Genomic DNA, 26,411 nt, shown 5'->3' with positions numbered 1-26,411 from the left:
ATATGATGCAAAGTATCATAAAAATATATAAAGAAAACAAGAACTGGATAGAAAAATTTATTATAAATTCAATAGATAAATTTGCCGAGCAAACTATAAATGATGTAAATATTAAAGAGTGGTTTGAAATTCTTGATTGCCTTGATGCAGTTTATGAAAGTGATAAAAATTATATTCAACGCACTCCTTTATATACCAGACATTCCGAAATTACTGAAAGGATTGGCAAAAATCTTAATCAAATTGTGGAATTAAGGGATAAAACATCTCCATATTTTATTACTGAACCATATATCTCTTCCGAGACAAAAAGGTTAACAGTTACCGTTATTGTAGAAAATGAGAATGGCTATCGTTTTTTTGACATTAACCTTTCGGAACTTCTTAGTTGTCTTAATTTGATATATGAAAATGAAAAATTTACACTTTTCATGAAAGCCAGCTATCTGTTTATGGGATCGGCAATACTATTTTTTGCTATTTTCTCTGTTTTTTTTGGAATAGGTAATTTTTTATATGATTTATATAATTTTAATAACTTTAATATTGAAAAGATTTTTAAACCTGTTATAGCAGTAACACTTGGTTTAGCTTTCTTTGACCTTGGAAAAGCAATTATACTTCATGAAGTTTTTGTGCGTTCAGATGTTCTTGAGATATTTGAGGCTAAATCCTTTATCACATTTTTAACATCAATAATAATTGCTCTATTCATAGAAACTCTTTTATTTTTCTTTAAAGCTTCTCTAAGTGGTTTTACCCATGTGCCTCTATATGTTGCTTTGCTAATTATTGCTCTTTCTTTTCTTCTCTTTGTTTTTTCTTATCTTATCAAAAATCTTGAACTATTAGGAAATAAGAAAAATGAATAAAATAGACCCAAAGGATATTATGGCTGTTCAACGTTCCACAATAGCTATTATAAGACTTGCAATATCTATGATGGTTTTAGGATTTGTTATTGAAAAATTTCAACTTTTCTTAGATGTTATAATCTATGAAATAAAAGGAAAATCACTTCCTGCAGCTTTACAACATGCCGAATTTTACAACTATCTTGGTATTTTTATTATTATAATAGGAGTTTTAATATCTCTTTATGCCTATTATTACTATATTAAATGGATTGAATACCTAAGCAAAGGAGAGCTATATAAAGATAAAAAAATATATTTGCTACTAAGCATTTCTCTTGCTTTCATCGGATTCATACTCATTTTAAGTATGTTAATAGTTTAAAATTGTTTATAAAAAATAATAATATTATTCTTTTTGCTATTGATAATTTTGAAAAAAAATTGTAATATTTTATAACACAGTTTTAAAAATTTTTAATACGGAGTGAGAAGATGTCGTGGATAACATTGGAAAAAGCTGAAAAACTTAAAGAAAGATTTCCGGATATAAAAGCTTACGAAGGTAAAGGTTGCACAGTTATAGAAATTCCAAAAAATAACTTTATAAATCTTCTCAAATTCTTAAAAGAAGATAAAGATTATCAATTTAAAATGTTTATTGATTTGACAATAATAGACCACGGAGAAAAAGAAAATCCAAGATTTCAAGGTGTTGTAATATTATTTTCTCCGGAATATAAAGAAAGAATTATTGTAAAAACATGGGCAGAAGATGAAACACTACCTACACTTACTAAACTCTGGGCCGGTGCTAAATGGGCTGAAAGAGAAGCCTGGGATATGTTTGGTATAAGATTTGAAGGACATGAAAATCTTGTCAGAATGCTTCTTTGGGAAACATATCCTTATCATCCACTTAGAAAAGATTTTCCACTTGAAGGAATACAGGATACCGAGCTTCCTTCTTTAAATGAGACAGAAAGGGGAGACCAGCTTGAAGGAATGTTTAATTATTCTAAAATGCATACTGCCATTCCAACTATGGAAGATTTAGAGATTACCCAAAAAACAAGAATGCCTGTAAAACAATCTCAGATAGTTTTAAACTGGGGGCCTCTTCATCCGGGAACCCACGGAACCATCTGGTTTTTATTTGACCTTGATGGAGAGTATGTAAAACAATGTGATATTATCATAGGTCAGCTTCATAGAGGTGTTGAAAAACTTGGAGAAAATGTAAATTGGCAACAATTTATACCTTACACAGATAGAATGGATTATATCGCAGCTATAAATGAAAATCATGCTTATGTGCTTGCAGCAGAAAAATTACTCGGAATAGAAGTGCCTGAAAAAGCTAAATGGATTAGAACAATGATGGCTGAACTTTCAAGGATAAACAGCCATCTACTTTGGCTTGGAACCTATGCACTTGACCTTGGTGCCCTCACAATGTTCTTATATACATTTAGAGAAAGAGAAAAAATTATGGATATTATAGAGGGTATTACAGGAGCAAGATTTACAATAAATTATTTCAGAATAGGTGGGGTATTTGCTGATTTACCTTATGGAGCATTAGATGCAATAGAGCATCTTATAAAAGATTTACCTCAAAGAATAAATGATTATGAAACATTACTTACAAGAAACAGAATATGGCTTAAAAGAAATAAAGATGTTTGTATAATCACAGAAGAAGATGTATATCAATATGGATTAACCGGTGCAGTAGCAAGAGGTTCAGGAGTTCCTTATGATGTTAGAAAACTTGATAAATATGATGCCTATGGAGAAGTTGAGTTTGATATACCGGTTGGAGAAGTAGGAGATTCTTATGATAGATACCTTGTAAGAATGGAAGAAATGAGACAAAGTATAAGAATAATAGAGCAATGTGTAGCAAAACTTAGAAAAATGTCTAAGAATGACCCTTATTTCTTCCAAACCCCTGATGAAAAAAAATTAAAAGTTACGATAGATGGTAGAGGTATGAAATTACCGGCAGGAGAAACTTATGCATCTTCCGATAACCCAAGGGGAGAGCTTGGATTTTATATTTATAACAAAAAAGATGGATTAAAAGCCCACAGAATGAGAATCCGTTCCGGAGCATTTTATAACCTTCAAGTATTTACAAAAGCAATCCTTGGAAGACCTATAGCAGATGCAATAACATTATTATCAACAATAGACCCTGTAGTAGGTGAAACTGATAGATAAGGAATTTAAGATGAAAGGCATTAACCTTCCCTTTTTAGAACATATAGGAGCTACTCTTGAAGAACTGAGCAAAGAAAAAGCAGTCCTTAGTTTAGACGTAAAAGAGTATCACTTGCAACACTTAGGATACGTGCATGGTGGTGTAATATCAAGCCTTGCTGACAATACAGGATGGTATGCAGTAATATCAAACCTTCCCGAGGATAAAACTGCAGTAACTATAGAGATAAAGATAAACTATCTAAAACCTGCTAAAAAGGGAATACTTAAAGCAATAGGAAAAGTCCTTAAATTAGGGAAAAAGGTAGCCTTTGCAGTGGTAGAGCTATATGCTGATAAAGAGTTAGTAGCTTACGCGACGGGAACTTACGCCATATTAGATTAAGATTTTGAATTTTATAGTAAACGTATTTCATAGGAGGAGGTTTTAAATATGGGTATAAAAAAAGTAGGAGCAAAGCCACAAACTTTAATTGAAAAAATATTTTTTATAGATTTTATGAAAGGTTTAAAAACAACAATAAAACATCTATTTAAAAAAACCATAACGGTAGATTTTCCTTATGAAGTTGTAACACCACCTGCAAGATTTAGAGGAGTGCATGGACTTAGAACAGTAGATGGAACTGAAAATGAAGAGTTTTATGATTGGGTAAAAAGATTAAAAATTAAGCCACCAGAAGTTGGGGAAACAAGATGTATTGCCTGTAAATTTTGCCAAGCTGCCTGCCCTGTGCCTGAATTATTTGATATTCAAGCTGAAAAATTAGATGTGCCTGAAGATCATCCTCATTATGGATTAAAAGTTATGACTGTGTTTAATATGGATTTATCAAAATGTACATTTTGCGGTTTATGCACACAGGCTTGTCCAACAGATTGCATTATAATGACAGATATATATGATTTGTCTGCTTACACAAGAAGAAATTGGGTTCTTGATAAAGATATGCTTACACAGATAGCTAATGATTTTGTTGCAAGAAGAGGAAAAGAAAAATTTGATGAAAAATCTGCATGGAGAGAAGACCAAAAATTATGGCCTGAGTATGACCAAACCAGACCTAGACTTTGGGATTTCAATATACCTACCCTTGGCCCAAATTATGCAGACCAAAAATGAAATTAACAGGCAAAAAAGAGTTAATTGAGATAATAAAGAAAAAGATAGAGGAAGAGGGGGCTATCTCTTTTAAAGATTTTATGGATATAGCCCTTTATTATCCGGATTTAGGATATTACACATCAGATAAAGAAAAAATTGGTGGATTTGGAGATTTTTTTACAAGCAGTGAAGTAGATAAAGCATTTGGACAACTACTTGCAAAACAATTTGCAGAAATCTTTTATAAAATAAATCCAAAAGAAAAATTTCAGATAGTAGAAATAGGAGCCGGAAAAGGCTATCTTGCTTATGATATACTTCAAACATTAAAAACAGAATATAATGAGATTTATCAAAAATCAGAGTATATCCTGATAGAAAAATCAAAATATCATATAAAAACACAAAAAGAGCTACTTAAAGATTTTGAGATAGCAAAATGGGTAGAAAGCTTGGAAAGTTTTGAAGATAACAGCATAGAAGGAGTAATTTTCTCAAATGAGCTATTTGATGCATTTTCTGTGCATATTGTAGAAAAACAAAACAATATTTTATATGAAATTTATATCAGTTTAAAAGATGATGAAGTTATTGAGATAAAAAAAGAGGCTTCAAAGAAAATAATAGATTATTTTAAAGAGTTAAATGTTGAGCTTCCGGAGGGAATAAGGGCAGAAGTTAATTTAATAGCAAAAGATTTTATACAACTAATTGGAAGAAAATTAAAAAAAGGTTTTGTAATAACAATAGATTATGGTTATCCTTCCAATGAGCTTTATAAAGAATACAGACCAAGAGGAACAATCCTTTGCTATCATAAACATAAATATTCTGAAAATTTTTATCAAAATGTAGGACTGCAAGATATAACATCCCATGTAAATTTTTCTGCTTTAAAATATTTTGGAGAAAAAGCCGGTCTAAATTTTGTTGCTTTTACAGACCAAGCACATTTTCTTATCAATCTTGGAATTATGGATATAATCGCACAGCTTCAAGAAAATGATGATTACAAATCTTATGAAAGAATTAACAGACTAAAAACCCTTGTATTACCAGGGGGAATGGGAGAAAAATTTAAGATACTTATTCAGGCAAAAAATGTAGCAGATATAGATTTAGAATCTGTTAAAATATTACCATATCTATCTCAGAGGTATAAAATTTGATTTCTTCTTTTGTTGTAGCAATATCATTATTATTAATTGCAACATTTTCTTTTTGGTATTCTTCAAAATTAACTCTTTTTAAAAAACCTTCCTTTTTTTATTCTTTTATTGTAGTTTTGATAAGTTTTGTAATGATGGGTATTACTAAAATTATTTTGTCTTCTTTGTATATTGCAATTTTCGTTTATTTTTTATTCCAGATAATAATTACAAATCTTTTATTTAAAGAAAACTTAAAAAAATCTATATTTACCGTTTTACTTGCTTTTGTGGTAACAATTATTATAGGGCTTCCTATACTCGTATTGGCAGGTATAGCTTTAACTTACCTTAAAATACCTATAAAATGATATAATATTTTTTCAAAATTATTTAAAGGAGGCATATTTTTAATGGGCGTTAAAATTGATATTAACAGCATTAAAAGAGACATGTTTATTCTTGTTGACAATCAACCATTTAGAGTAGTTGGATATGAACATGTAAAACCGGGAAAAGGACAGGCATTTGTTAGGGTTAAAGCAAAAAATATGAAAACAGGCAATGTTACAGAATTTACATTTAAATCTTCTGATTCTATTGAGCTTGCTGATTTTGAACAAAGATTTATGAATTATTCTTATGCTGATGGTTCTAACTACTATTTTATGGATACAAATACTTATGAAACTTTTGCGGTTCCGGCAGAACTTATGGAAGAAGAAGCAAAATTTTTAAAAGAAGGTATGCAAGTTGTGGTTTTCTTAGATAGAGGAAATCCTATCGGTATAGAGCTTCCAAAACATGAAGTTTATGAAGTTATAGAAACAGAACCGGGAGTAAAAGGTGATACTGCCACATCTGCAACCAAACCTGCAAAAATAGAAACCGGTGCAGTTATAAATGTTCCGTTATTTATAAATGTTGGAGATAAAATAAAGGTAGATACCCGCTCAGGAACATATATTGAAAGAGTTAAATAGGAGTTTGTTATGAATAATGAATTTATTTTTGAAATTATAGAAAGAATAAAAAGCTCCAATATTCAGGAAATAGAGATTATAGCCGGTGATTTTCAATTAAGGGTAAAACAGAATATAGCTCCAAAAGAAGTTCCGGTTCAGACTGCTAATATCCAGCAACCTGCAATACAACAACCTGTAATAACAGAAGAGAAAAAAGCAGAAGAGAAAAAATATCATGTTATAAAATCTCCATTGGTTGGGACTTTTTATAGAGCACCTGCTCCGGGAGCTCCTCCTTTTGTTGAAGAAGGGGATATGGTATCAAAAGGACAGGTTGTTTGTATAATAGAAGCCCTTAAAGTTATGAATGAAATAGAAAGCGATGTAGATGGAAAGGTTGTGAAAATATTGGTAGAAAACGGACAGCCGGTTGAATACGGACAGGAATTAATGTATATAGAGGTGTAAAATGCATAATATACTTATAACCGGTGGTGCAGGATTTATAGGTTCCAATTTGGCTTTAAAACTTCAAGAATTATATCCAAATAGTAAAATTGTAATCTTAGATGATTTTTCTTCTGCAAATTTTAAAAATTTAATTGGATTTAAAGGTATTGTTTTATCCTGTGATGTATCAACAGATGAGATATTTTTTAAATTAGAAGATTTTAAACCGGATGTTATATTCCATCTTGCTTCTATAACTGATACAACTGTCAAAGACCAAGAGTTAATGATGAGAAAAAATGTAGATGGATTTAGAAATATTCTTGATTATGCTTATGATAATGAATCCATAGTAGTTTATGCTTCTTCTGCATCTGTTTATGGAAATGTAAAAGAGCAAATTCCATTAAAAGAAGATAGGGAAAAACATCCTGAAAATATTTATGCATTTTCTAAGTATATTATGGATAATATTGCCGAAGATTTTTCTGAAAGAACAGCTTTAAAAGTAGTAGGTGTTAGATATTTTAATGTATACGGACCAAGAGAAGCCCATAAAGGTAAATTTGCAAGTATGATATACCAGCTTTATAAACAGATGAAAGAAGGCAAAAATCCGAGAATATTTAAATGGGGACAACAAAAAAGAGATTTTGTTTATGTAAAAGATGCAGTAGATGCTACAATCATCGCAGCTAAAGCTCCAAGGTCAACAGTTTACAATGTAGGAAGTGGAGAAGCCACATCTTTTAATGATATAATTAAATATCTCAATTTAGCCCTAGGCACAGATTTAGAACCGGAATATTTTGATTGTCCTTATGATTTTTATCAAGAATATACTCAGGCAGATATGACAAAAATAAAAGAAGAGCTTGGGTTTATTCCAAAATACAATATCCAAAAAGGAATAAAAGAATATGTGGATATATTAGAAGGTAGAATAAATGGGTAAAGTTATAAAAGTAAGAGTTCCTGCCACATCTGCCAATCTCGGAGCAGGTTTTGATACATTCGGTATAGCTCTTGATTTATATAATGAGTTTATCGTTGAAGAAGCAGAAGGAGTTTATATAGAAAGTTATCCGGAAAATAAATTTTTACAAAATCCGGAAAATAATCTTTATATTCAAGTGGTAAAAACACTTTGTGAAGCAGAAGGAAAAAAATTTAAAGGTGCAAAATTAAAACAGATAAATAATGTTCCTGTTGCAAGAGGTCTTGGAAGCAGTGCTACTGCAATAGTTGCAGGAATTGTAACTGCTTTTTATGTTCATAAAAAAGAACTTACAGATGAAGAATTTTTTAAATGGGCATACAGATTTGAGCCACATCCGGATAATTTGCTTCCTGCATGGAAAGGTGGATTTATAACTGCTTTAAAAACAGAAGAAAAAACTTATTATCAAAAGATTGATTTTCCAGAAGATTTAAAATTTATAGTAGCGATACCTGATTTTGAGCTTTCAACAGAAAAAGCAAGGTCAGTTCTTCCAAAAGAAATACCATTAAAAGATGGAATATTTAATTTACAAAGGGCATCTTTATTTCTTACATCTATAATAAATAAAAATTATGAGTTTCTTAAAGTTGCAATGGAAGATAGATTTCATCAACCTTATAGAAAATCTTTTATACCAAATTTTGATAAAGTTATCCAATATGCTTATCAAGCAGGTGCATTAGGTGTTTCTTTAAGTGGAGCCGGAAGTAGTATGGTAGCATTATCAGATAAAAATTTTGAAGAAATAGGAAAATCTATGGTTAAAGCATTTGAAGAAGCCGGTATAAATGCAGAATACAAAATATTAAATGTAGATAAAAAAGGAACAAAAATAGAGGAGATTTAAAAATGGAAGAAAATAAAGTTTTCAAACCAAGAGTTTTATTTATAAAAACACCTGACCCAAAAAGCTTTAATGAAAGTATAATAGAAGCATTATCTAAGTCATTATCTGCAAGAGGTTATGAAACAAAAACGGTAGAACCAACCCCTGAAAATATACAGCAAACAGTAGAAGAAATTATTGAGTTTAAACCACTTTTTAGCTTTGATATAAATCTTGATGGAATGATTTTTGCAGAAAGAGATAATGAGAAAAAACCATTTTGCGATATTTTAGGTAATATACATTTAACATGGTTTATAGATGACCCTATGATACATTTTACAAAATTAAAATCTGTGTTAAACTCAAATCAGATACTTTACCTTACAATAGATGTTGAACACGGACAATGGATTTCAAGTATAGGAAAAAATGTAGCATTTTTAGCTCCCGGAATAAATCCTTCCAAAATTCCACCGATGATGGAAAAAGATTTTGATATAGCTTTTATAGGTCCCATAACAGACCCTTCAATTATTGAGCAAAATTGGAGAGAAAGATTTGATGACACTCTTTTTGGCTTTGCAGTAGAACTTGGAAGATTAATTTATAGAAATCCAGATATTCCTATAAGATTTGCTTCCGGATATTTAATATCCCAATTTAATCCTCAGTTTCAAGAAGCAATATATAACTTCCAAAGACAAAATGAAGATGATTTTATGAATTTACTTGTAGAAATTGGCTTATATGCTATGAATTTAAGAAGATGGAATATCATTGATAATATAGATAATTTTGAAGTTAGTATCTTAGGACAGGTGATAGGAGAAACTAAAGAAAATATAGTTATCTATGAAGATATACAAACCCAGCAAGAGATAATAAATTTCTTATCAAGGACAAAAATATCCCTTTTAAGCCAACCGCCTTTCTTACCTTCCGGACTTGGATTTACGGTTTTTGATAGTGTAGCTACCGGAGCTTTAACTTTTGTAGAAGAAAGATTATCTTCAAAAGCATTCTTTACACCGGATGAAGAAATAATCACCTATCACCCAATGGATTTTATAGAGATAGAAGGAAAGTTATATCAATATTTAGAAGAAGATGTTAAAAGAAGAGAAGAGATAGCAAAAGCAGGCAGAGAAAGAGCATTCAGAGAACATACCCTTTATAATAGGGGAGAGTTATTGGCAAATATAATGGATGATATTATAAAAAGGTCTCTGCAGGAAGAAGAAAATAAACCGGAGGAAAATAATTGAAAAAAAGAGCCTTAATCTCTGTATCTGATAAAACGGATTTAGATTTTTTTGCAAAAGAGTTATATGCACTGGGTTATGAAATAATATCATCTTCCGGAACAGCTAAATATATAAAATCAATGGGAATACCGGTTTTAGAAGTTTCTGAAATAACCGGTTTTCCGGAAATATTAGATGGAAGGGTAAAAACATTACATCCTAAAATACACGGTGGAATTCTTGCAATAAGAGACAATGAAAAACATATAAAACAACTTGAAGAAAACGATATAACACCAATAGATATAGTAGCAATCAATCTTTATCCATTTGAAGCGACATTAAAAAAAGGAGCAGATTTAGATGAGCTTATTGAAAATATAGATATAGGCGGACCGGCTCTTGTTAGAGCTTCTGCCAAAAATTATAAATTTGTAGCAATAATTGTTGACCCAAAAGATTATAAAATAGTAATAGAAGAACTTAAAAATAACAGCGAAATATCTATCCAAACAAAGAAAAAACTTGCGTTAAAAGCTTTTAGACATACTGCTATTTACGATAGTATTATATCCAATGTATTAAATGAAAAATTTGAGATAAATGAAAAATTTCCGGAAGAATTAACCATTCCGGTAAGAAAAAAACAAACCCTAAGATATGGTGAAAATCCACATCAAGAAGCGGCTTTATATATCTCACCAATAGAAGATAGATTTAGCATAGCCGGTGCAGAAATTTTACAAGGAAAAGAGATGTCCTATAATAATTATTTGGATGTAGAATCTGCTGTATCTCTCATTAAAGAATTTGAAGAAATTGCAGCTGTTATAGTCAAGCATAATAATCCCTGTGGAGTTGCTATCGCAGATAATATAGTTGATGCTTATAAAATAGCATTTTCAAGAGACCCTAAATCAGCATTCGGTGGTATAGTTGCATTAAATAGAAAAGTAGATTTAGAATTATCAAAAGCTTTAACTGAAACATTTTTAGAAGTTGTGATAGCACCAGATTATACAGAAGAAGCATTAGAGATATTAAAAAGTAAGAAAAATTTAAGGGTAGTTAAGATTAATAATTTCTTTGAAGAAGATAAAGGCTTAGATTATAGAAGAATTTCCGGAGGATTATTATTACAGGATAAAGATAAGCAGTTATATAAAGAGTTGCAGATAGTTACAGAAAGAAAACCTACCGAAAAAGAACTTGAAGATTTAATATTTGCCTTTAAAGTTGTAAAACATGTAAAATCAAATTCGGTAGTAATAGCAAAAGATAAAAAAACCCTTGGGATAGGAGCAGGACAAACTTCAAGAGTAGATAGTTTAGAAACTGCAATAAAAAAAGCTCAGGAGTTTGGCTTTGATTTAGAAGGTTCTGTCCTTGCATCAGAAGCATTTTTCCCTTTCAGAGATAGTATAGATTATGCAGCAAAATACGGAATAAAAGCAGTAATACAGCCTGGAGGCTCAATAAGGGATAAAGAAGTAATACAAGCTTGTAATGAACATAATATAGCAATGATTTTTACCAATATGAGGCATTTTAAACATTAATAAAACAGTGTTTTAAAAAGTTGCAAAATTTTTAAATATGTTGTATCTTAGATTAATAAATTTTAATAAAGAGGAAGGAATATGACTGGGACAGGTTATTTAGGATTAGCAGTATTTTTTATAGTGGCTACTGCCATAGGGGTAGTTTTGCTTGTTTTAAATAGATTACTTGCTCCAAAAACTCCTGAGCCTTTGGAAGGCTATCCTTATGAATGTGGTGTTCCTCTTTATGATAAAACTGCCAGAACAACCATAGACCAAAAATATTATCTTCTTGGACTGCTACTTGTTTTATTTGACCTTGAATCTGCTTTTGTATTTCCTTGGGCTGTAGTATTTAGAGAAATAGCTCAGGTCAATGTAGGATTTATATTTACAGAGATGTTTTTATTCTTATTTATATTAATTCTCGGTTATATTTATGCCTGGAAAAAAGGAGCATTAAAATGGCAGTGATTAATAATAGCGGAATAATTTTAACAACAGTAGAAGAAGTTTTAAGCTGGGGAAGAAAAAACTCTCTCTGGCCTGTTTCCATAGGGCTTGCATGCTGTGCTATTGAGATGATGCATACAGCCGCTTCCAGATTTGATACAGATAGACTTGGAATTATTTTTAGAGGTTCTCCAAGACAGTCTGATGTTTTAATAGTAGCCGGAACAGTTGTAAATAAAGTGGCTCCTATGTTAAAGCTTATATATGAGCAGATGCCAGACCCTAAATGGGTTATATCTATGGGTGGATGTGCTTCTGCAGGCGGACCATTCCCAACTTATTCTACACTTCAAGGAGTAGATAGAATTATTCCGGTTGATGTATATATTCCTGGATGTCCTCCAACACCACAAGCATTGCTTTGGGGAATTATGCAACTTCAGAAAAAGATAAAAGCAAAACAAGAAGGAAAAGAACTTAAAGAAATTCCTGCAAGAGTTCCTACTGCTTCCTTCCCTATACAAAAATAAAGAGGTAAAATATTGCCTTGGTTAGATACAGAAAAAGCGGAAAAGTTAAAAATGGCTTTTCCGCATATTCAAATTCAAAAAAATAAAGATATTGTTTCCATTATTTCAAATCAAGATAATATAATTTCGGTTCTTAAATTCTTAAAAGAAGATAAAGATTTCCAATTTAAAATGTTTATAGATATGACTGCTGTTGATTATCTATTAAATAATCCAAGATTTGAGATAGTTATTATTCTTTATTCTCCTTTATTAAATCAAAGGGTTATTGTAAAAAGTTTTGTAAAAGGAGAAAGTTTTCCCTCTTTAACATCTCTCTGGAAAGGTGCTAAATGGGCTGAAAGAGAGATATATGATATGTTCGGTATAAAATTTGAAGGGCATGAGAATCTTGTTAGAATATTTTTATGGGAAGGATATCCTTATCATCCACTTAGAAAAGATTTTCCTAAGGAAGGTATTCAGGATACATATCTTCCATCTTTAAATGAAAGAGAAAATATACCATCCCATGATTACTCTCCATATCATACTGCTATTCCTACTTTGGAAGATTTAGAAAGAACACAAAAAGCAAGAATGCCAAAAAAACAATCCCAGATAGTTTTAAACTGGGGACCTCTTCATCCAGGAACCCATGGAACTATATGGTTTTTATTTGATTTAGAAGGGGAGGTTGTCCAGCATTGTGATATTATTATTGGACAACTCCATAGGGGAATAGAAAAACTTGCAGAAGATATAACATATACCCAGATAATACCTTATACAGATAGAATGGATTATATATCTGCTATATGTAGTAATGTTGTTTATGTTAATGCTGTTGAAAAACTTCTTGGCGTAGAGGTGCCGGAAAAAGCTAAATGGATTAGAACAATGTTATTTGAACTGCAGAGAATAAATAGCCACCTTTTATGGCTTGGAACGACTGCCCTTGATATAGGTGCCCTCACAATGTTTTTATATACATTTAGAGAAAGAGAAAAAATTATGGATATTATAGAAGGAATTGCAGGAATAAGGCTTAATTCTTCATTTATAAGAATAGGGGGAGTAAGATATGATTTGCCGGAAGGAGCATTGGATGTTATTAAGCATTTTATAAAAGATTTTCCTCAGAGAATAAAAGATTATGAAGATTTACTTACAAAAAATAGAATATGGATAAGAAGAAATAAAGATATAGGTATAGTTTCGGAGGAAGATGTTTACCAATATGGATTAACAGGTGTAATGGCAAGGTCTGCCGGTGTTGCTTACGACCTTAGAGCAATAGAGCCGATAGATGCATATCCTTATGTAGATTTTGAAATACCCTTAGGAAAAGTTGGAGATGCTTATGATAGGTATCTAATAAGAATGGAAGAGATGAAACAAAGTTTAAATATAGTAAAACAATGTGTTGAAAAACTTGAAAAATTGAAAAATGATAAATATATAGCAACAGAAAATCCTTATGTTCTTCCAACATTACAAGAAACATTTTTATCAATAGAAGCGATGGTTAAAGATTTTAATCTAAGGATATACGGAGAACAAGCTCCGGAAGGTGAAGTATATCTTTCCGGAGAAAATCCAAGGGGAGAACTTGGATTTTACATAATCTCAAAAGGAGAAGGAAAACCTTATAGATTAAGAATTCGCTCCGGAGCATTTTATAATCTTCAAATATTTCCAGAATTAATAAAAGGAAGAACTGTAGCAGATGCAGTAGCCTTACTTGGTAGTATAGACCCTGTTGTTGGGGAAACAGATAGATAATTAAGTTATTATAAAAACTTTTTATTTTTAAAATATGTTAAAAATAAATAAAACAGTGTTTAATTTTTTTAATATTTGTGGTAATATAGTTTAAAGAAAATACAAAAGAAGAGGTTGCTATGGAGTTAGTAGGATTATTGATAAGTTTGACGGTAAAATCTGTTATTTTCATAGTAGGAATGTTCCTATTATCAGCATACCTTACTCTTATTGAAAGGAAATTTGCAGGACATGTCCAGCAAAGACCAGGACCTTTACATGTTGGTTATCATGGCTTACTACAACCTATAGCAGATGCTCTTAAAGTTTTAACAAAAGAAGATTTAGTTCCATCCTCTGTAGATAAAGTTTTATTTTATTTAGCTTCTTTACTTGCATTTGTTCCGGCAATTATGATACTTGCCGTTGTGCCTTTTGGAAATGAGTTTGAAATTTTCGGAATAAAAATAGCTCCTTATATAACCGATTTAAATATAGGTTTAATACTTGCCCTTGCTTTTGGTAGCATTAGTATATACGGAGTAATATTTGCAGGTTGGGCTTCTAATAGTAAATATCCTATGATTGGTGGGCTTAGAAAAGCAGCAGTTTTAATAGGTTATGAGGTGGCTCTCGGTTTTGCTATGGTTGGCCCTATAATGCTTGCCGGTTCTTTTTCTCTAAAAGAGATTGTCAATGCTCAGGAAGGATTTTTTGGTGCTTTTATATGGTATCAACCTATTGCATTTATAGTTATACTTTTTGCAATCCTTGCAGAAACAGGAAGAACTCCTTTTGATGTTCAGGAAGCAGAAGCAGAGCTTGTTTCCGGATACAATACAGAATATTCCGGAATGAAATTTGGATTATTCCCGCTTGCAGAATGGTATATAGGAACATTTTTATTAAGTGCTATTGCAGTAATACTATTTTTCGGAGGATGGAGAGGACCTGAAATTTTTGGACCATTCTCAGGATTTATTTGGTTTTTCCTTAAAATAGCAATGATGTTTATGTTCTTCTTATGGGTTCATTGGACATTGCCAAGATATAGAGTTGACCAGATTACAGAGATAGCCTGGAAAGTTATGCTTCCGTTATCTTTATTGAATATATTCATTACTGCAATAGAAATTATGATAATAGGGTAAAAAATGGTTAAAGTTAAGTATGTAGAAAGACCTAATCTAACTATATTAGAAAGGATATTTTTCTTAGATTTTATAAAAGGTCTAAAGGTTACATTTAAAAATCTTATAAAGAAAACTATTACTACAAAATATCCTTATGAAAAATTAACTCCACCTAAAAGATTTAGAGGTGCCCATGCCCATAGGATAAAAAATGGAAACGAACCACCTTCTTTTTCTGTCCTTGAAAAATTTATGGATATAAATACCGGAGAAAGTAGATGTGTTGCCTGTTATATGTGTCAGCAAGCCTGCCCTGTGCCTTCTTTATTTAAGATAGAGGCAGTTCAACTTCCAAATGGAAAAAAGAAAGTAGTTAGATTTGATATGAATTTATTAAATTGTTTATTTTGTGGATTATGTGTAGATGCCTGTCCTGTTGATTGTATAATTATGACAGATATATATGAGCTTGCAGATTATCAAAGAAAAAATTGTGTTATTCATAAAGATGATATGTCTGAAAGAGGTAGAGATTACGATTTAAGAAGAAAAAATGAGCCTGATAGAATATGGATAGATGATGAAGAAAGAAAAAAACTTTGGGGGCATATAGAATGGAGCTAAATAACATTGCTTTCTGGGTATTATCATTTATAGCAGTTATATCTGCTATTGGAGTGGTATTTTTTAAAAATATAGTTCATGCAGTATTATCTTTAATATCTACTTTAATTGCTATCTCAGGGCTATTTTTCAATATCGGTGCTGATTTGATAGGTGCTTTGCAGATATTAATTTATGCTGTTGCAATAGTTGTATTTTATGTTTTAGTTATATCTACCGTTCCGGAGTTTAAAGGAAAATCTGTTGATGGAAAATATACACTTTTATCATTACCTTTTGGGTTTTTGTTATTTCTTGAGCTTGCTTATGTTTCAGTTTATGGAGCATTTAAATCTGCAACAGGTGCATTTTCTCCTAATATTATTCAGCAAATAGGAAATCCTAAGGCTGTTGCTACTATGTTATTTACAAAATATTTATTCCCATTTGAAGTTGCCTCTCTTATATTACTTGTTGCTATGATTGGTGCTATTATACTTGGAAGAAAAGAACAGGTAGAGGAGGAGTAATATGGTTCCCTATGAATACTATGTAGCCCTAAGTGGTCTTTTGATGGTGCTTGGTTTAATCGGTGTTATTGTTAGAAGAAATATTATTGCAATGCTAATATCAACAGAACTTATGCTTAATGCTGTAAATATAGCTTTTGTGGCTTTTGATATGAAATTACATGATGTTGCCGGACAGGTTTTTGTTTTCTTTATCTTAACAATAGCAGCAGCTGAAGCAGCAGTAGGTCTTGGCTTAATAATGGCTATATACAGAATGAAGAAAGATGTTGATGTTGAAAAAATATCAGAGTTGAGAGGTTAGGGCTATGGAGTATTTATGGATTATACCTTTTTCGCCTTTAATTGCATTCATCATTATTGGCTTATTTGGTTATAAATTTTTAAAAGAGCCTTTATCAGGTATTGTTGCAGTTGTAGGTGTAGCCATATCTGCTATTACATCTTTAATTGGATTTATAGATGTTGCCAAAACCGGAAATCATTATGATTTAAAATTATTTACTTGGATGTCAATCGGTAATTATGATATATCAGTTAGTTTATTCTGGGATCCTTTATCTGCATTGATGACCTGTGTTGTTACCTGTGTATCTACTTTTATATTTATATTCGCAACCGGTTATATGAAAGGAGATCCTTCTTATCCAAGATTTTTTGCTTATCTATCTTTATTCGTTTTTGCAATGTTAATGCTCACACTTGCAGATAATTTAGTTCAGCTATTTTTCGGATGGGAAGGAGTTGGTCTTGCTTCATATCTGCTTATAGGTTTTTGGCATTATAAAAAATCTGCTGCCAATGCGGCAATGGAAGCTTTTGTTGTAAACAGGGTAGGTGATTGGTTATTCTTACTTGGGGTTCTTCTTGCATTTGTTACTTTTGGAACATTAGATTATTTAGATATGTTTAACAAAATTCCTGAGGTAAGCTATCCTGTAATTACTGCAATTGCACTTTTATTATTCGGTGGTGCAGTCGGTAAATCTGCTCAGATACCATTACATATCTGGCTTCCTAATGCGATGGAAGGCCCAACACCGGTTTCAGCTTTAATCCACGCAGCTACAATGGTTGCTGCCGGTGTTTATATGGTTGCAAGGGTAATGCCTATATTTGCTGCATCAGAAATAGCTTTAGATACTGTTTTATTCATAGGCACAATATCTGCATTCTTAGCAGCAACAATGGGATTAGTTCAAAATGATATAAAGAGAATTATTGCATATTCTACATTATCTCAGCTTGGATATATGTTTGCAGCAGAAGGACTTGGATTATTCTCAGAAGGAATGTTCCATTTAACTTCCCACGCAGTATTTAAAGCATTATTATTCCTTGGCTCAGGTAGTGTTTTAATTGCTTTACATCACTTATTAGATGTTCAAAAAATGGGGCAGATTGGAAGAGCTATGCCTATAACAATGGGAACATTCTTGATTGGTTCTTTATCTCTTGCAGGCATTCCCCCTCTTGTAGGATTCTTCAGTAAAGACCCTATTATAGAAGGTGCTTTTGAGATTAATAAATTCGTATGGCTTTTACTTTGGGGTGGTGCATTTATGACTGCATTTTATATATTCAGATTATTCTTCTTAACATTCTTTAGCACAGACAGATTAGATCCTCATATAAGAGAGCATGTTCACGAATCTCCACCAAATATGACAATACCTTTGATAGTTCTTGCTTCTGCTACAGTAATACTTGGATTTTTCAGAGAGTTCTTTATTAATTTCTTAAGACCTTCCCTTGACCCTTCAAATATGAAATTTTTATCAGAAAAAACAAGGGTTATAGTTGAAGAAGGACTATCAAGAGCCCACAATGTTCATATAGAAGCAAATGCTTTTGAATTTTTAATCCATTCATTAACTTCGGGACTTGGAATATTAATATTACTTACTGCACTTTCCGGTATTTTCTTAGCTTATTTGATGTATCAAGCAAGAAAGATAGACCCTGTTTATGTTGCAAATACATTTAAGCCTATATATATAACCCTTTATAACAGATGGTTCTTTGATTATATCTATTACATGATATTTGTTTATGGATATTATAATCTTTCTAAAATAATGTGGAAAGTAGGAGATAGATTTATTATAGAAGGAATAGTAAATGGCTCTGCTACTTTATCGGTATTTTCAGGTGATATATTAAGAAAAACTCAAACCGGTAGAATATCTGCTTATGTTCTACAAATGCTTATAGGTATATTTGTATTTCTTACTTTATTTTTATTCTTGAGACAAGGGGGCTGAAAGATGGAGTTTCAGACATTTAGTTTTCCGATAATATCGGTATCTATAATTATTCCGATTATTGCTGCTGTTTTACTGTTTTTCTTAAATGAAAAAATGGCAAAACCTATAAGTATTATCAGTTCCATAATTGTTTTTATAATATCCTCTTATATGCTACTTAATTATGATTATAGTAGTTATAAAATTCAGTTTTATGAAAAATATCCATGGATACCACAATTTGGAATAAGCTATGAAGTTGGAGTAGATGCTCTTAGTTTAACAATGGTATGGCTTACTGCTTTATCTTTTGTGGTAGCTTTTGTTTGGAGCACAAATATAAATAAAAGAATAAAGGAATATTTTATTGCATTCCTACTGCTTGAAGCTGCCTGTATAGGTGTTTTTGTTGCTTGGGATTTGGTAGCTTTTTATCTGTTCTGGGAAGCTATGCTTATTCCTATGTTTTTGATTATTGGAGTATGGGGTTATCAAGATAGATTATATGCTGCAACCAAATTCTTTATATATACATTTTTCGGTTCTCTTTTCTTACTAATTGGAGTAATCGGAATGTATATTTATAATTATTTACATAATGATGTTTTATCAACAAGTTATTTTGATTTATTAAAACTACAACTTCCTCATAATCTTGAAGTAATATTTTTCTTACTTCTTGCCCTTGGGTTTGCAGTTAAAGTTCCGATGTGGCCATTTCATACATGGCTTCCGGATGCTCACGTGCAGGCTCCTACTGCCGGTTCTGTAATCCTTGCAGCTGTATTACTAAAAATGGGAACTTATGGTTTTGTAAGATTTAATCTTCCATGGTTTCCTGAAGCTTCAAAAGAATTTGTTCCGGTTATGTTTGCCCTTGGTGTAATTGCTATTATATATACTGCTGCTATGGCTTTAGCCCAAACCCATATAAAAAGATTAATTGCTTATTCTTCCGTTTCTCATATGGGATTTGTCACTATCGGGACATTTGCCCTTAATGTTGAAGGAGTAAACGGTGCCATTATAACAATGATTTCCCACGGTTTGACATCAGCAGCATTGTTCCTTGCTGCTGGATTTATTTATGAAAGAGCCCATTCTTATGAAATGAAAGATTTAGGCGGCATGGCAAGATTTGTGCCTGTATTTGCAACTTTATTTATGATTTCTGCAATGGCTTCTGCCGGTTTACCTGGATTATCCGGATTTGTAGGTGAATTTTTAGCTTTACTTGGAACATTTAAAGTAAGTATATTGGCAGCTGCATTGGCAGGACTTAGCTTAATTGTAGGTGCAGCATATACATTATGGCTTTATAAGAAAACAATGTTTGAGGAAGAAGCTATTACAGAAGAGAAAAAATCCTACTGGGAAAAAATATCAGATTTAAATAAAGCAGAACTTTTATCTTTCTTACCGCTTGTGATATTTATGTTTGTTATCGGAATATACCCAAAATGGTGGATAGATTTAATAAAAACAACATCAGAATTTGTTCTTTCTAAGGTAATAGGAGGGTAGCGATGAATATCATTCAACAGGTTGTTGCAGGATTAGGAGTTCCTAATTTTTATCTTTTAATACCTGAAATAATAGTTCTTACTACAGCTATAATTGTATTTGTTTTAGAATTATTTACTAAAAATAAAAGCTTGCTTAATTTCTTAACTATAATAGGCTTATCTGTAGCATTTATATCTATCTTTTTTATACAAGAAGGTGGAATAACCTTATACGGATTATATATTGTTGATACATTTTCTCTTGCTTTTAAATTATTTTTAATATTTTCAACTATTGCTATACTTTTAACAATGGATAGTTATCTTAATGCTAAGAAAACCCATTATGGTGAGTTTTATTATCTTATAACTTTTGCCCTCCTTGGAATGATGATAATGGTTTCTTCTCCTAATCTTGTAACATTTTATATAGGTTTAGAGCTTATGTCTGTAAGCTTATATATTCTGATTGGTATGTGGAGAAAAGATTATAAATCAAAAGAAGGTGCATTTAAATATTTAGTGATTGGTGGAACCGGTACTGCTATAATTAGTTATGGTATAGCATTAATATATGGAAAAACAGGTTCTTTTGATTTTTCAACAATTGCATATAGTATAGGAAATCAAGCTGATATAGCTACACTTGCAGGACTTGGAATATTAATCCTTGGACTTGCATTAAAAGCTTCTGCTGTTCCTTTACATTTCTGGACACCGGATGCTTACGAAGCAGCACCTACTCCTATTACTGCATTTTTAGCCGGTGTTTCAAAAGTTGCTACTTATGCAGTGCTTCTTAGGGTAATGGTTGAGGCATTTCCTTTTATAGGAAATTACTGGGGATATGCATGGGGTATATTAGCTGCTGCTTCTATGATAGTAGGTAATTCTATAGCTTTAAGACAGAAAAGTGTTAAAAGAATGCTTGCATACTCTTCTATTGCCCATACCGGATATATAACTGCTGCTATTGCTGCTCCTACTATGGTAGGATTTTCTGCATTAATATTTTATTCAATTGTTTATCTTTTTATGACTATAGGTGCGTTTATATTACTTTCTGCATTAGAAAAAAATGAAGGATGGAATAATACATTTGATGATTTTAAAGGATTAGCAAAAAAACATCCTATGATTGCTTTATTTATGCTTATATATATGTTCTCAATGCTTGGAATACCTCCTACGGTTGGATTTATGGGTAAATTTGGAGTGTTTATTGCTCTCATAGGAAGCAATCTTTGGTGGCTTGCAGTAGTTCTTGTTATTATGAGTATTATATCTGCCGGATATTATTTAAAAGTTGTATCTAATATGTATATGCATGAACCTGAAAATACAAATAAATATAGAATAACAATTTTTGAAGGATTGACGGTAGCATTCTTTGCAGTTTTAGTTCTTTTCCTTGGTATATATCCTACTATCTTTTGGGAAATTTCAAATACTTTAAGTTCGGTTTTAATATTTAATGTGAGTTTGAGGTAAGTAATATCGTGGGAGGAGGGCTTTTATATATCTTGTCTTCCCCTGCCGGGGGAGGCAAGACCACAATTGCTAATATTCTTTTGTCAAAAATAGAAAATCTTAAAAGAGTAATTACTTACACAACAAGAGAAAAAAGACCAAACGAAATAGATGGTGTTGATTATTATTTTGTTGGAAAAGATAAATTTGAGAAACTTATAAAAGAAAATGCCTTCTTAGAATATGCAATAGTCCATGGTAATTATTATGGCACACCGAAAAAAGAAACCTTAGAGCTATTAAGAAAAGGTTATGATTTACTTTTAGTGATAGATGTTCAAGGTTATTTGCAAATAAAACAAAATTTTAAAGAAGCAGTAGGTATATTTATACTTCCACCATCTATTAATGAACTTATAAACAGAATGAAGAAAAGGGGAGAAACAGAAGAAGAGATAAATAAAAGATTAAAAACTGCTGAAAAAGAGATACCACAATGGAAAAATTATGATTATATCATCATAAATGAAAATTTAGATGATGCAGTAGAAAAAGCTAAATCAATAATAATATCAAATAGATTAAAAACAGATAGATTTGATATTAGCAATATAAAAGATGAAAAATTAAAAATATTAATGCAAAATATGATATAATTATAATTTACACAATCAGTTGGAGGTGTATTTAATTTGAATAAAAGACCACCGATAGAAAAAGCTTTAACAAAAGTTAATAATAGATATGAACTTGTCCATGCAGCTGCAAAACTTGCAAAAGAGATGCATGAAAGAGGAACAGAATACACAACAGAAGAAGGTATTCCTTTAAAAAAGACAGTAATAGCTATAGAAGAGATAGCTGAAGGTAAAGCAAAAATAGTTAGAGAGTAATAATTTTTTCAATCTTTAAAATATTTTTCATATCTGTATCTGAATTCTCTAAATGTTAGACCGAGGATTTGGGCTGATTTTGTTTTGTTTTTTCTGGTTTTTTCATATACATATTTTATAATTGATTTTTCTATATTATCCATAACTTCTTTTAGATTTAATTCTTCCGGAAATAATTTTATTTCAAAATCTGCTTTCGGGTCATCTATAAAGATAGAGTTTTTATTTATTGGTTTTATATATTCTACCGGTTTTAGTTCATCTCCCTCTGCCAATATTACTGCTTTTTCAATAATATTTTTAAGTTCTCTTACATTACCTTTTAGCTCTAAACTCTTTACATAATCTATAAAGTCCGGATTTATTTTTGTTATATTTTTATTATATTTTTTGTTTATCTCTTTTAGAAGCTGAGAAATTAAAATCGGTATATCTTCTTTTCTTTTTCTAAGTGGTGGCAACTGGATATGTATTGTTGATAATCTATAATATAAATCTTCTCTAAAATTGCCTTTTTCTATCTCTTGTTTTAAATCTTTGTTTGTAGCAGATATTATCCTGACATCTACCTCTATCTCTTTTGTTGTTCCAAGAGGTCTTATTTTTCTTTCTTCTAAGAATCTAAGCAGTTTTGCTTGAAGTGGTAGTGGCATTTCTGCTATCTCATCTAAGAATAATGTTCCGCCGTCTGCTTCTTCTATTAATCCTATTTTATCTTTTTCTGCACCGGTAAATGCTCCTTTTTTATATCCAAATAGTTCTGACTCCAAGAGTTCAGAAGGGATAGCAGCACAATTTACTGCTACAAAAGGTTTATCTTTTCTATTGCTGTATTTATGGATAACTCTTGCTGTCACTTCTTTTCCTGTTCCTGTTTCTCCGGTTATGAGTATATTTATATCATAAGGGGCTACTTTTTTTATAGTTTCTCTTAATAATCTTATTGCTGTTGAATTTCCTACTAAAAAATTTTCTTCTTCATCTTCTGATAAAAGATTTTGAATATTTATTTTTTCTTTTACTTTTTTTATAAATTTTTTTATATCATTTATATCAAAAGGTTTGGATATATAATCATAAGCTCCTCTTTTTAGGGCTTCTACTGCCGTATCCGGTGAAGCAAAAGCAGTAATCATAACAATAAGAATATCATTATTTTTTTGTTTTAATCTATGGATTATATCTATACCGGAGCCATCAGGGAGCCTAAGGTCAATAAATGCTATATCATATATTTTATCTTCCACTTCTTTTAAAGAATAGGCAACATCTACATCAAATCCTTCTTTTTTAAGCAAAATGGATAATATTTCCACAATATTTTTTTCATCATCAAGTATCAATGTTTTCATTGTTTACCTCTAAGGTTATTATAAATTTAGCACCACCAAGATTTTGGCTTTTTTCTATGCTAATATCTCCATTATTATTTATGGCTATATTTTTTGCAATTGCAAGTCCAAGTCCGGTTCCTTTTGGATTTTTTGAAAAAAATGGCTCAAATACTTTATCTTTTATCTCATCATCTACTCCAACTCCATCATCTTCTACTATTATATACAAAAATTTATCTTGTTTATAAACATTTATAATTATATTTTCTTTTGCCCATTCACAAGCATTTTTTATAATATTGCCTATCATATATTCAAAACTTTTTTTATTAAAATTTATAGATTTTTGCTGAATATTTAACTTTATATTTTTTTGACAGCTTAATGTAAAATTTTTTATAATTTCTTCTATATTTATTTTTTCTTTTTCTTCACTTCTTGGCATAGATAAAATAATAAAATCTTTGATAAGATTGTCTAATCTTTTTGTTTCATTATAAATGATATCTATCAATAAATCATTTTTTTCTCCTTCTTTTAAGAGCTGTGAAGCACCGCTTATAGATGCAAGGGGATTTCTTATCTCATGGGCTAAGTATCCAGCTACTTCATAAAGTTTTTTATAAAAATCTTTTTCTTTTTTTAATTTTTCAAACTTTTCTATCTCTTTTTCTTGATTTTCCAATTTATTATGAAGGTTTAAACCGGCTAAGGTAATCATAAAAAAAGAAAAACCATTTAGAAATATCTCAATAATAGAGATATCTTCATAAAAAATTTTAACAGATAAAAAAGAGATAAAAGAAACTAAGCAAACAATAAAAGATGATTTTTTTCCTGAAAGTAAAGAGTAAAAAAATATAGGGAAAAGATATAAAATTGAGATATAAGGAGTAATTCCAATTGTAAAATAAAAAAATGCGGTAAGAAAAACTATATCAAGTAAAAATTCTAATGTATTTAACTGATTATAAAAAAATAATGCAATAGAGCTTAAAAAATATAAGGAAAGTATTAAAATGGATATATGGATTGATTGGGTTATTGAAAGATATATAAAAAGTAAAATCAAAAATGAAAAAGAGAAGGCAATTCTTCCTATCCGGTATCCGTAAAATATTTTTTCAAAAACCATAAATTCATTTTACCACAATCTTTTGTTAAGAAAATTTAATACAATCTTCATATTCTTTTAACATTCGTCTGTTATAGTTTTTACATAAAAAATTTATTTATGGAGGTATGTTATGAAAAAGAAAGTTTTAGTAGCAGCATTACTTTCAAGTTTTGCAGTGGCATCTGCACAGGAAGTAGAAAACCCTATCCTTAAAAAACTTGTGGAAAAGGGTATTCTTTCGGCAGAAGAGGCTGCTCAAATTGATGAGCAATTAGCAAATGAAGAGGCGGAAAAGGCAAAGTATGAGGCTGAAATTGACAAAAGAGCAATGGAAGCAACTGAGAAAATTAAAAAACTTGACAAAAAATTTGCAAACATTCCAACAATTGCCGGTGCATTCAAAAAGATAAAGTTTGAAGGTTTAGATTATATCGGTTATACTTATACTTCAAGAAAAAAGCAATATACAGGTAAAAATGATTCCGGAGATTTTGAGTTAAGAAGAGCTTACTTTACTACAATGGCATATCTAAATGATAAGGATTATGCAAGATTAACTCTTGATGTTTCAAATGATTACAATAGTAAACCTGATAGTAATAACAACAATTACTTAAAAGCTGATAATACTCAAAGCATAAAAATGAAAGTAAAATATGCATATCTGTATAAAGATATCTCAGATATAATACCATTTACAGGATTTGAAGTTGGTATAGTTCATACTCCATGGATAGATTATGAAGAGCATTCAGGTTGGTTGTATCGTTCTGTAGATAAAACCTTCTACGAGTCAGGTGATGGTGCCGGAATGCTTCCTTCTGCAGATGCAGGTCTTGAGTTTAAAACTAAAACTCCATACATAACTGCAGAATACGGAGTATTTAACGGTGAAGGTTATGACAAAATAAATACAAGTTCATCAAAAAGCTCCGGTTTTCATAACTCCTTAGAAGGTAGATTAACATATCATATTTTCGGAAATGGAGATAAAAAATTAAAACCTGAAAAAGATACTTATGCAAATATTTCTTTACACCTAATGAGTGATTTTGGATATAATGATTATTATACTTCTCATAATAACTTAAATGCTTACCATATTCATGCAGTATATAACAATCCTATGTTCCTAATAGCTGCTCAATATTTAAAAACAGATTATAATAATAAAGATGCAAAAATGGGAGATGGATATTCTGTAAATGCAGAAGTTAGACCAATACAAGACTGGTCTGTATTTGCAAGATATGACCACTGGGAACCTGAAAAGAAACAAGGAACTGCTACTGCTTACTGGGATAAAAGAGATGTTTATTATGCAGGTGTAGCTTGGAGTATGAATAAATATATAAAATGGATAGCTAACGTTGCTTATGCTGATTATAAAGGTGCTAATGACCCTGCTAAGGCTGACAAATCTGCTGATTATAAAGATTATACAAAATATATGATTACTGCTGAAGTAAAATGGTAAATATTTGAAAAG

At 30.8% G+C, this 26,411-nt stretch carries 28 protein-coding genes; 26 read left to right on the top strand and 2 right to left on the bottom strand.

All coding sequences use genetic code 11. The features are described 5' to 3' along the window. The first annotated feature begins 5 nt into the window (after positions 1-5). The 25 genes from QOR43_RS01240 (at position 6) to rpoZ (ending at position 22,471) form a co-directional block, all read left to right on the top strand. Complete coding sequence (locus QOR43_RS01240) at positions 6-872, top strand: hypothetical protein (RefSeq protein ID WP_265133466.1); 867 nt, start codon at positions 6-8, stop codon at positions 870-872. After that, positions 865-1,239, top strand: coding sequence for a DUF202 domain-containing protein (locus QOR43_RS01235; protein ID WP_265133467.1), 375 nt, complete (start codon positions 865-867; stop codon positions 1,237-1,239). The genes QOR43_RS01240 and QOR43_RS01235 overlap by 8 nt, the downstream gene beginning before the upstream one ends. 110 nt (positions 1,240-1,349) lie before the next feature. After that, positions 1,350-3,080, top strand: a complete 1,731-nt coding sequence (locus QOR43_RS01230; protein ID WP_265133468.1) for an NADH-quinone oxidoreductase subunit D — start codon at positions 1,350-1,352, stop codon at positions 3,078-3,080. A gap of 10 nt (positions 3,081-3,090) precedes the next feature. Then, positions 3,091-3,465, top strand: a complete 375-nt coding sequence (locus QOR43_RS01225; protein ID WP_283571402.1) for a PaaI family thioesterase — start codon at positions 3,091-3,093, stop codon at positions 3,463-3,465. Between the two features lie 48 nt (positions 3,466-3,513). Then, positions 3,514-4,203 carry a NuoI/complex I 23 kDa subunit family protein gene (locus QOR43_RS01220; RefSeq protein WP_265133470.1) on the top strand — a complete coding sequence of 230 codons (690 nt, stop codon included), beginning with the start codon at positions 3,514-3,516 and terminating at the stop codon, positions 4,201-4,203. Next, the gene (locus QOR43_RS01215) at positions 4,200-5,354 is read left to right on the top strand and encodes a class I SAM-dependent methyltransferase (protein WP_265133472.1); all 1,155 of its coding nucleotides are present in this window, start codon (positions 4,200-4,202) and stop codon (positions 5,352-5,354) included. Before QOR43_RS01220 ends, QOR43_RS01215 begins: the two co-directional genes overlap by 4 nt. Next, entirely contained in the window at positions 5,351-5,704 is a 354-nt protein-coding gene (locus tag QOR43_RS01210) for a competence protein comp (RefSeq protein WP_265133473.1), read from the top strand. Before QOR43_RS01215 ends, QOR43_RS01210 begins: the two co-directional genes overlap by 4 nt. A 42-nt stretch (positions 5,705-5,746) precedes the next feature. Then, positions 5,747-6,316 (top strand): elongation factor P, encoded by a 570-nt coding sequence (gene efp, locus QOR43_RS01205; protein ID WP_265133474.1) that lies wholly within the window; start codon positions 5,747-5,749, stop codon positions 6,314-6,316. A 9-nt stretch (positions 6,317-6,325) separates the two neighbouring features. Further along, positions 6,326-6,766, top strand: a complete 441-nt coding sequence (accB, locus tag QOR43_RS01200; RefSeq protein ID WP_265133475.1) for an acetyl-CoA carboxylase biotin carboxyl carrier protein — start codon at positions 6,326-6,328, stop codon at positions 6,764-6,766. A 1-nt stretch (position 6,767) separates the two neighbouring features. Then, complete coding sequence (gene rfaD / locus QOR43_RS01195; protein ID WP_265133476.1) at positions 6,768-7,703, top strand: ADP-glyceromanno-heptose 6-epimerase; 936 nt, start codon at positions 6,768-6,770, stop codon at positions 7,701-7,703. Then, a complete protein-coding gene (thrB, locus tag QOR43_RS01190) occupies positions 7,696-8,598 on the top strand; it encodes a homoserine kinase (RefSeq protein WP_265133477.1) in 903 nt (300 codons plus the stop codon). The genes rfaD and thrB overlap by 8 nt, the downstream gene beginning before the upstream one ends. Positions 8,599-8,600: 2 nt before the next feature. Then, a complete protein-coding gene (locus tag QOR43_RS01185; RefSeq protein ID WP_265133478.1) occupies positions 8,601-9,845 on the top strand; it encodes a glycosyltransferase in 1,245 nt (414 codons plus the stop codon). After that, positions 9,842-11,383, top strand: a complete 1,542-nt coding sequence (purH, locus tag QOR43_RS01180) for a bifunctional phosphoribosylaminoimidazolecarboxamide formyltransferase/IMP cyclohydrolase (RefSeq protein ID WP_265133479.1) — start codon at positions 9,842-9,844, stop codon at positions 11,381-11,383. The genes QOR43_RS01185 and purH overlap by 4 nt, the downstream gene beginning before the upstream one ends. An 81-nt stretch (positions 11,384-11,464) precedes the next feature. Continuing rightward, positions 11,465-11,839 (top strand): NADH-quinone oxidoreductase subunit A, encoded by a 375-nt coding sequence (locus QOR43_RS01175; protein WP_265133480.1) that lies wholly within the window; start codon positions 11,465-11,467, stop codon positions 11,837-11,839. After that, on the top strand, positions 11,830-12,348 hold the full coding sequence (locus QOR43_RS01170) for a NuoB/complex I 20 kDa subunit family protein (protein ID WP_265133481.1): 519 nt from the start codon (positions 11,830-11,832) through the stop codon (positions 12,346-12,348). The genes QOR43_RS01175 and QOR43_RS01170 overlap by 10 nt, the downstream gene beginning before the upstream one ends. Positions 12,349-12,360: 12 nt before the next feature. Next, entirely contained in the window at positions 12,361-14,112 is a 1,752-nt protein-coding gene (gene nuoD / locus QOR43_RS01165; protein WP_265133482.1) for an NADH dehydrogenase (quinone) subunit D, read from the top strand. 119 nt (positions 14,113-14,231) lie between these two features. Further along, complete coding sequence (gene nuoH, locus QOR43_RS01160; protein ID WP_283571401.1) at positions 14,232-15,242, top strand: NADH-quinone oxidoreductase subunit NuoH; 1,011 nt, start codon at positions 14,232-14,234, stop codon at positions 15,240-15,242. 3 nt (positions 15,243-15,245) lie between these two features. Next, positions 15,246-15,848: a NuoI/complex I 23 kDa subunit family protein gene (locus QOR43_RS01155; protein WP_265133484.1), complete on the top strand. Its 603-nt coding sequence runs from the start codon at positions 15,246-15,248 to the stop codon at positions 15,846-15,848. After that, a complete protein-coding gene (locus QOR43_RS01150) occupies positions 15,839-16,357 on the top strand; it encodes an NADH-quinone oxidoreductase subunit J (protein WP_265133485.1) in 519 nt (172 codons plus the stop codon). The genes QOR43_RS01155 and QOR43_RS01150 overlap by 10 nt, the downstream gene beginning before the upstream one ends. A 1-nt stretch (position 16,358) precedes the next feature. After that, positions 16,359-16,661 (top strand): NADH-quinone oxidoreductase subunit NuoK, encoded by a 303-nt coding sequence (gene nuoK, locus QOR43_RS01145; protein ID WP_265133486.1) that lies wholly within the window; start codon positions 16,359-16,361, stop codon positions 16,659-16,661. A gap of 4 nt (positions 16,662-16,665) precedes the next feature. Further along, positions 16,666-18,621: an NADH-quinone oxidoreductase subunit L gene (gene nuoL, locus QOR43_RS01140; RefSeq protein ID WP_265133487.1), complete on the top strand. Its 1,956-nt coding sequence runs from the start codon at positions 16,666-16,668 to the stop codon at positions 18,619-18,621. Between the two features lie 3 nt (positions 18,622-18,624). Continuing rightward, entirely contained in the window at positions 18,625-20,127 is a 1,503-nt protein-coding gene (locus tag QOR43_RS01135; RefSeq protein ID WP_265133488.1) for a complex I subunit 4 family protein, read from the top strand. A 2-nt stretch (positions 20,128-20,129) separates the two neighbouring features. Further along, entirely contained in the window at positions 20,130-21,599 is a 1,470-nt protein-coding gene (locus QOR43_RS01130) for an NADH-quinone oxidoreductase subunit N (protein WP_265133489.1), read from the top strand. A gap of 8 nt (positions 21,600-21,607) precedes the next feature. After that, a complete protein-coding gene (gmk, locus tag QOR43_RS01125) occupies positions 21,608-22,234 on the top strand; it encodes a guanylate kinase (protein ID WP_265133490.1) in 627 nt (208 codons plus the stop codon). 36 nt (positions 22,235-22,270) lie between these two features. Beyond that, a complete protein-coding gene (gene rpoZ, locus QOR43_RS01120; RefSeq protein WP_265133491.1) occupies positions 22,271-22,471 on the top strand; it encodes a DNA-directed RNA polymerase subunit omega in 201 nt (66 codons plus the stop codon). An 8-nt stretch (positions 22,472-22,479) separates the two neighbouring features. On the opposite strand, the gene QOR43_RS01115 is transcribed toward rpoZ, so the two are convergent. Together QOR43_RS01115 and QOR43_RS01110 are read right to left on the bottom strand one after the other, a co-directional pair. Continuing rightward, positions 22,480-23,823 (bottom strand): sigma-54-dependent transcriptional regulator, encoded by a 1,344-nt coding sequence (locus tag QOR43_RS01115; RefSeq protein ID WP_265133492.1) that lies wholly within the window; start codon positions 23,821-23,823, stop codon positions 22,480-22,482. After that, positions 23,804-24,940, bottom strand: a complete 1,137-nt coding sequence (locus QOR43_RS01110) for a sensor histidine kinase (protein ID WP_265133493.1) — start codon at positions 24,938-24,940, stop codon at positions 23,804-23,806. Before QOR43_RS01110 ends, QOR43_RS01115 begins: the two co-directional genes overlap by 20 nt. A gap of 112 nt (positions 24,941-25,052) precedes the next feature. On the opposite strand from QOR43_RS01110, the gene QOR43_RS01105 reads away from it, so the two are divergent. Continuing rightward, entirely contained in the window at positions 25,053-26,399 is a 1,347-nt protein-coding gene (locus QOR43_RS01105) for a hypothetical protein (protein WP_265133494.1), read from the top strand. The last annotated feature ends 12 nt before the right edge of the window (positions 26,400-26,411 follow it).

This window comes from Venenivibrio stagnispumantis (assembly GCF_900182795.1).
Taxonomy (GTDB): Bacteria; Aquificota; Aquificia; order Aquificales; family Hydrogenothermaceae; genus Venenivibrio; species Venenivibrio stagnispumantis.
The sequence above is the reverse complement of the archived record's forward strand: the minus strand, read 5'-3'. Positions and strand labels throughout refer to the sequence as shown.

Coding starts and splice junctions, on each gene's coding strand:
- QOR43_RS01240 (WP_265133466.1), top strand. CDS start 6: ATGCAAAGTATCATAAAAATATATAAAGAAAACAAGAACTGGATAGAA.
- nuoL (WP_265133487.1), top strand. CDS start 16,666: ATGGAGTATTTATGGATTATACCTTTTTCGCCTTTAATTGCATTCATC.
- efp (WP_265133474.1), top strand. CDS start 5,747: ATGGGCGTTAAAATTGATATTAACAGCATTAAAAGAGACATGTTTATT.
- QOR43_RS01225 (WP_283571402.1), top strand. CDS start 3,091: ATGAAAGGCATTAACCTTCCCTTTTTAGAACATATAGGAGCTACTCTT.
- QOR43_RS01155 (WP_265133484.1), top strand. CDS start 15,246: ATGGTTAAAGTTAAGTATGTAGAAAGACCTAATCTAACTATATTAGAA.
- QOR43_RS01235 (WP_265133467.1), top strand. CDS start 865: ATGAATAAAATAGACCCAAAGGATATTATGGCTGTTCAACGTTCCACA.
- QOR43_RS01185 (WP_265133478.1), top strand. CDS start 8,601: ATGGAAGAAAATAAAGTTTTCAAACCAAGAGTTTTATTTATAAAAACA.
- thrB (WP_265133477.1), top strand. CDS start 7,696: ATGGGTAAAGTTATAAAAGTAAGAGTTCCTGCCACATCTGCCAATCTC.
- rfaD (WP_265133476.1), top strand. CDS start 6,768: ATGCATAATATACTTATAACCGGTGGTGCAGGATTTATAGGTTCCAAT.
- QOR43_RS01105 (WP_265133494.1), top strand. CDS start 25,053: ATGAAAAAGAAAGTTTTAGTAGCAGCATTACTTTCAAGTTTTGCAGTG.
- QOR43_RS01130 (WP_265133489.1), top strand. CDS start 20,130: ATGAATATCATTCAACAGGTTGTTGCAGGATTAGGAGTTCCTAATTTT.
- QOR43_RS01135 (WP_265133488.1), top strand. CDS start 18,625: ATGGAGTTTCAGACATTTAGTTTTCCGATAATATCGGTATCTATAATT.
- accB (WP_265133475.1), top strand. CDS start 6,326: ATGAATAATGAATTTATTTTTGAAATTATAGAAAGAATAAAAAGCTCC.
- QOR43_RS01170 (WP_265133481.1), top strand. CDS start 11,830: ATGGCAGTGATTAATAATAGCGGAATAATTTTAACAACAGTAGAAGAA.
- QOR43_RS01110 (WP_265133493.1), bottom strand. CDS start 24,940: ATGGTTTTTGAAAAAATATTTTACGGATACCGGATAGGAAGAATTGCC.
- QOR43_RS01115 (WP_265133492.1), bottom strand. CDS start 23,823: ATGAAAACATTGATACTTGATGATGAAAAAAATATTGTGGAAATATTA.
- QOR43_RS01175 (WP_265133480.1), top strand. CDS start 11,465: ATGACTGGGACAGGTTATTTAGGATTAGCAGTATTTTTTATAGTGGCT.
- nuoK (WP_265133486.1), top strand. CDS start 16,359: ATGGTTCCCTATGAATACTATGTAGCCCTAAGTGGTCTTTTGATGGTG.
- nuoH (WP_283571401.1), top strand. CDS start 14,232: ATGGAGTTAGTAGGATTATTGATAAGTTTGACGGTAAAATCTGTTATT.
- QOR43_RS01220 (WP_265133470.1), top strand. CDS start 3,514: ATGGGTATAAAAAAAGTAGGAGCAAAGCCACAAACTTTAATTGAAAAA.
- QOR43_RS01150 (WP_265133485.1), top strand. CDS start 15,839: ATGGAGCTAAATAACATTGCTTTCTGGGTATTATCATTTATAGCAGTT.
- QOR43_RS01215 (WP_265133472.1), top strand. CDS start 4,200: ATGAAATTAACAGGCAAAAAAGAGTTAATTGAGATAATAAAGAAAAAG.
- QOR43_RS01230 (WP_265133468.1), top strand. CDS start 1,350: ATGTCGTGGATAACATTGGAAAAAGCTGAAAAACTTAAAGAAAGATTT.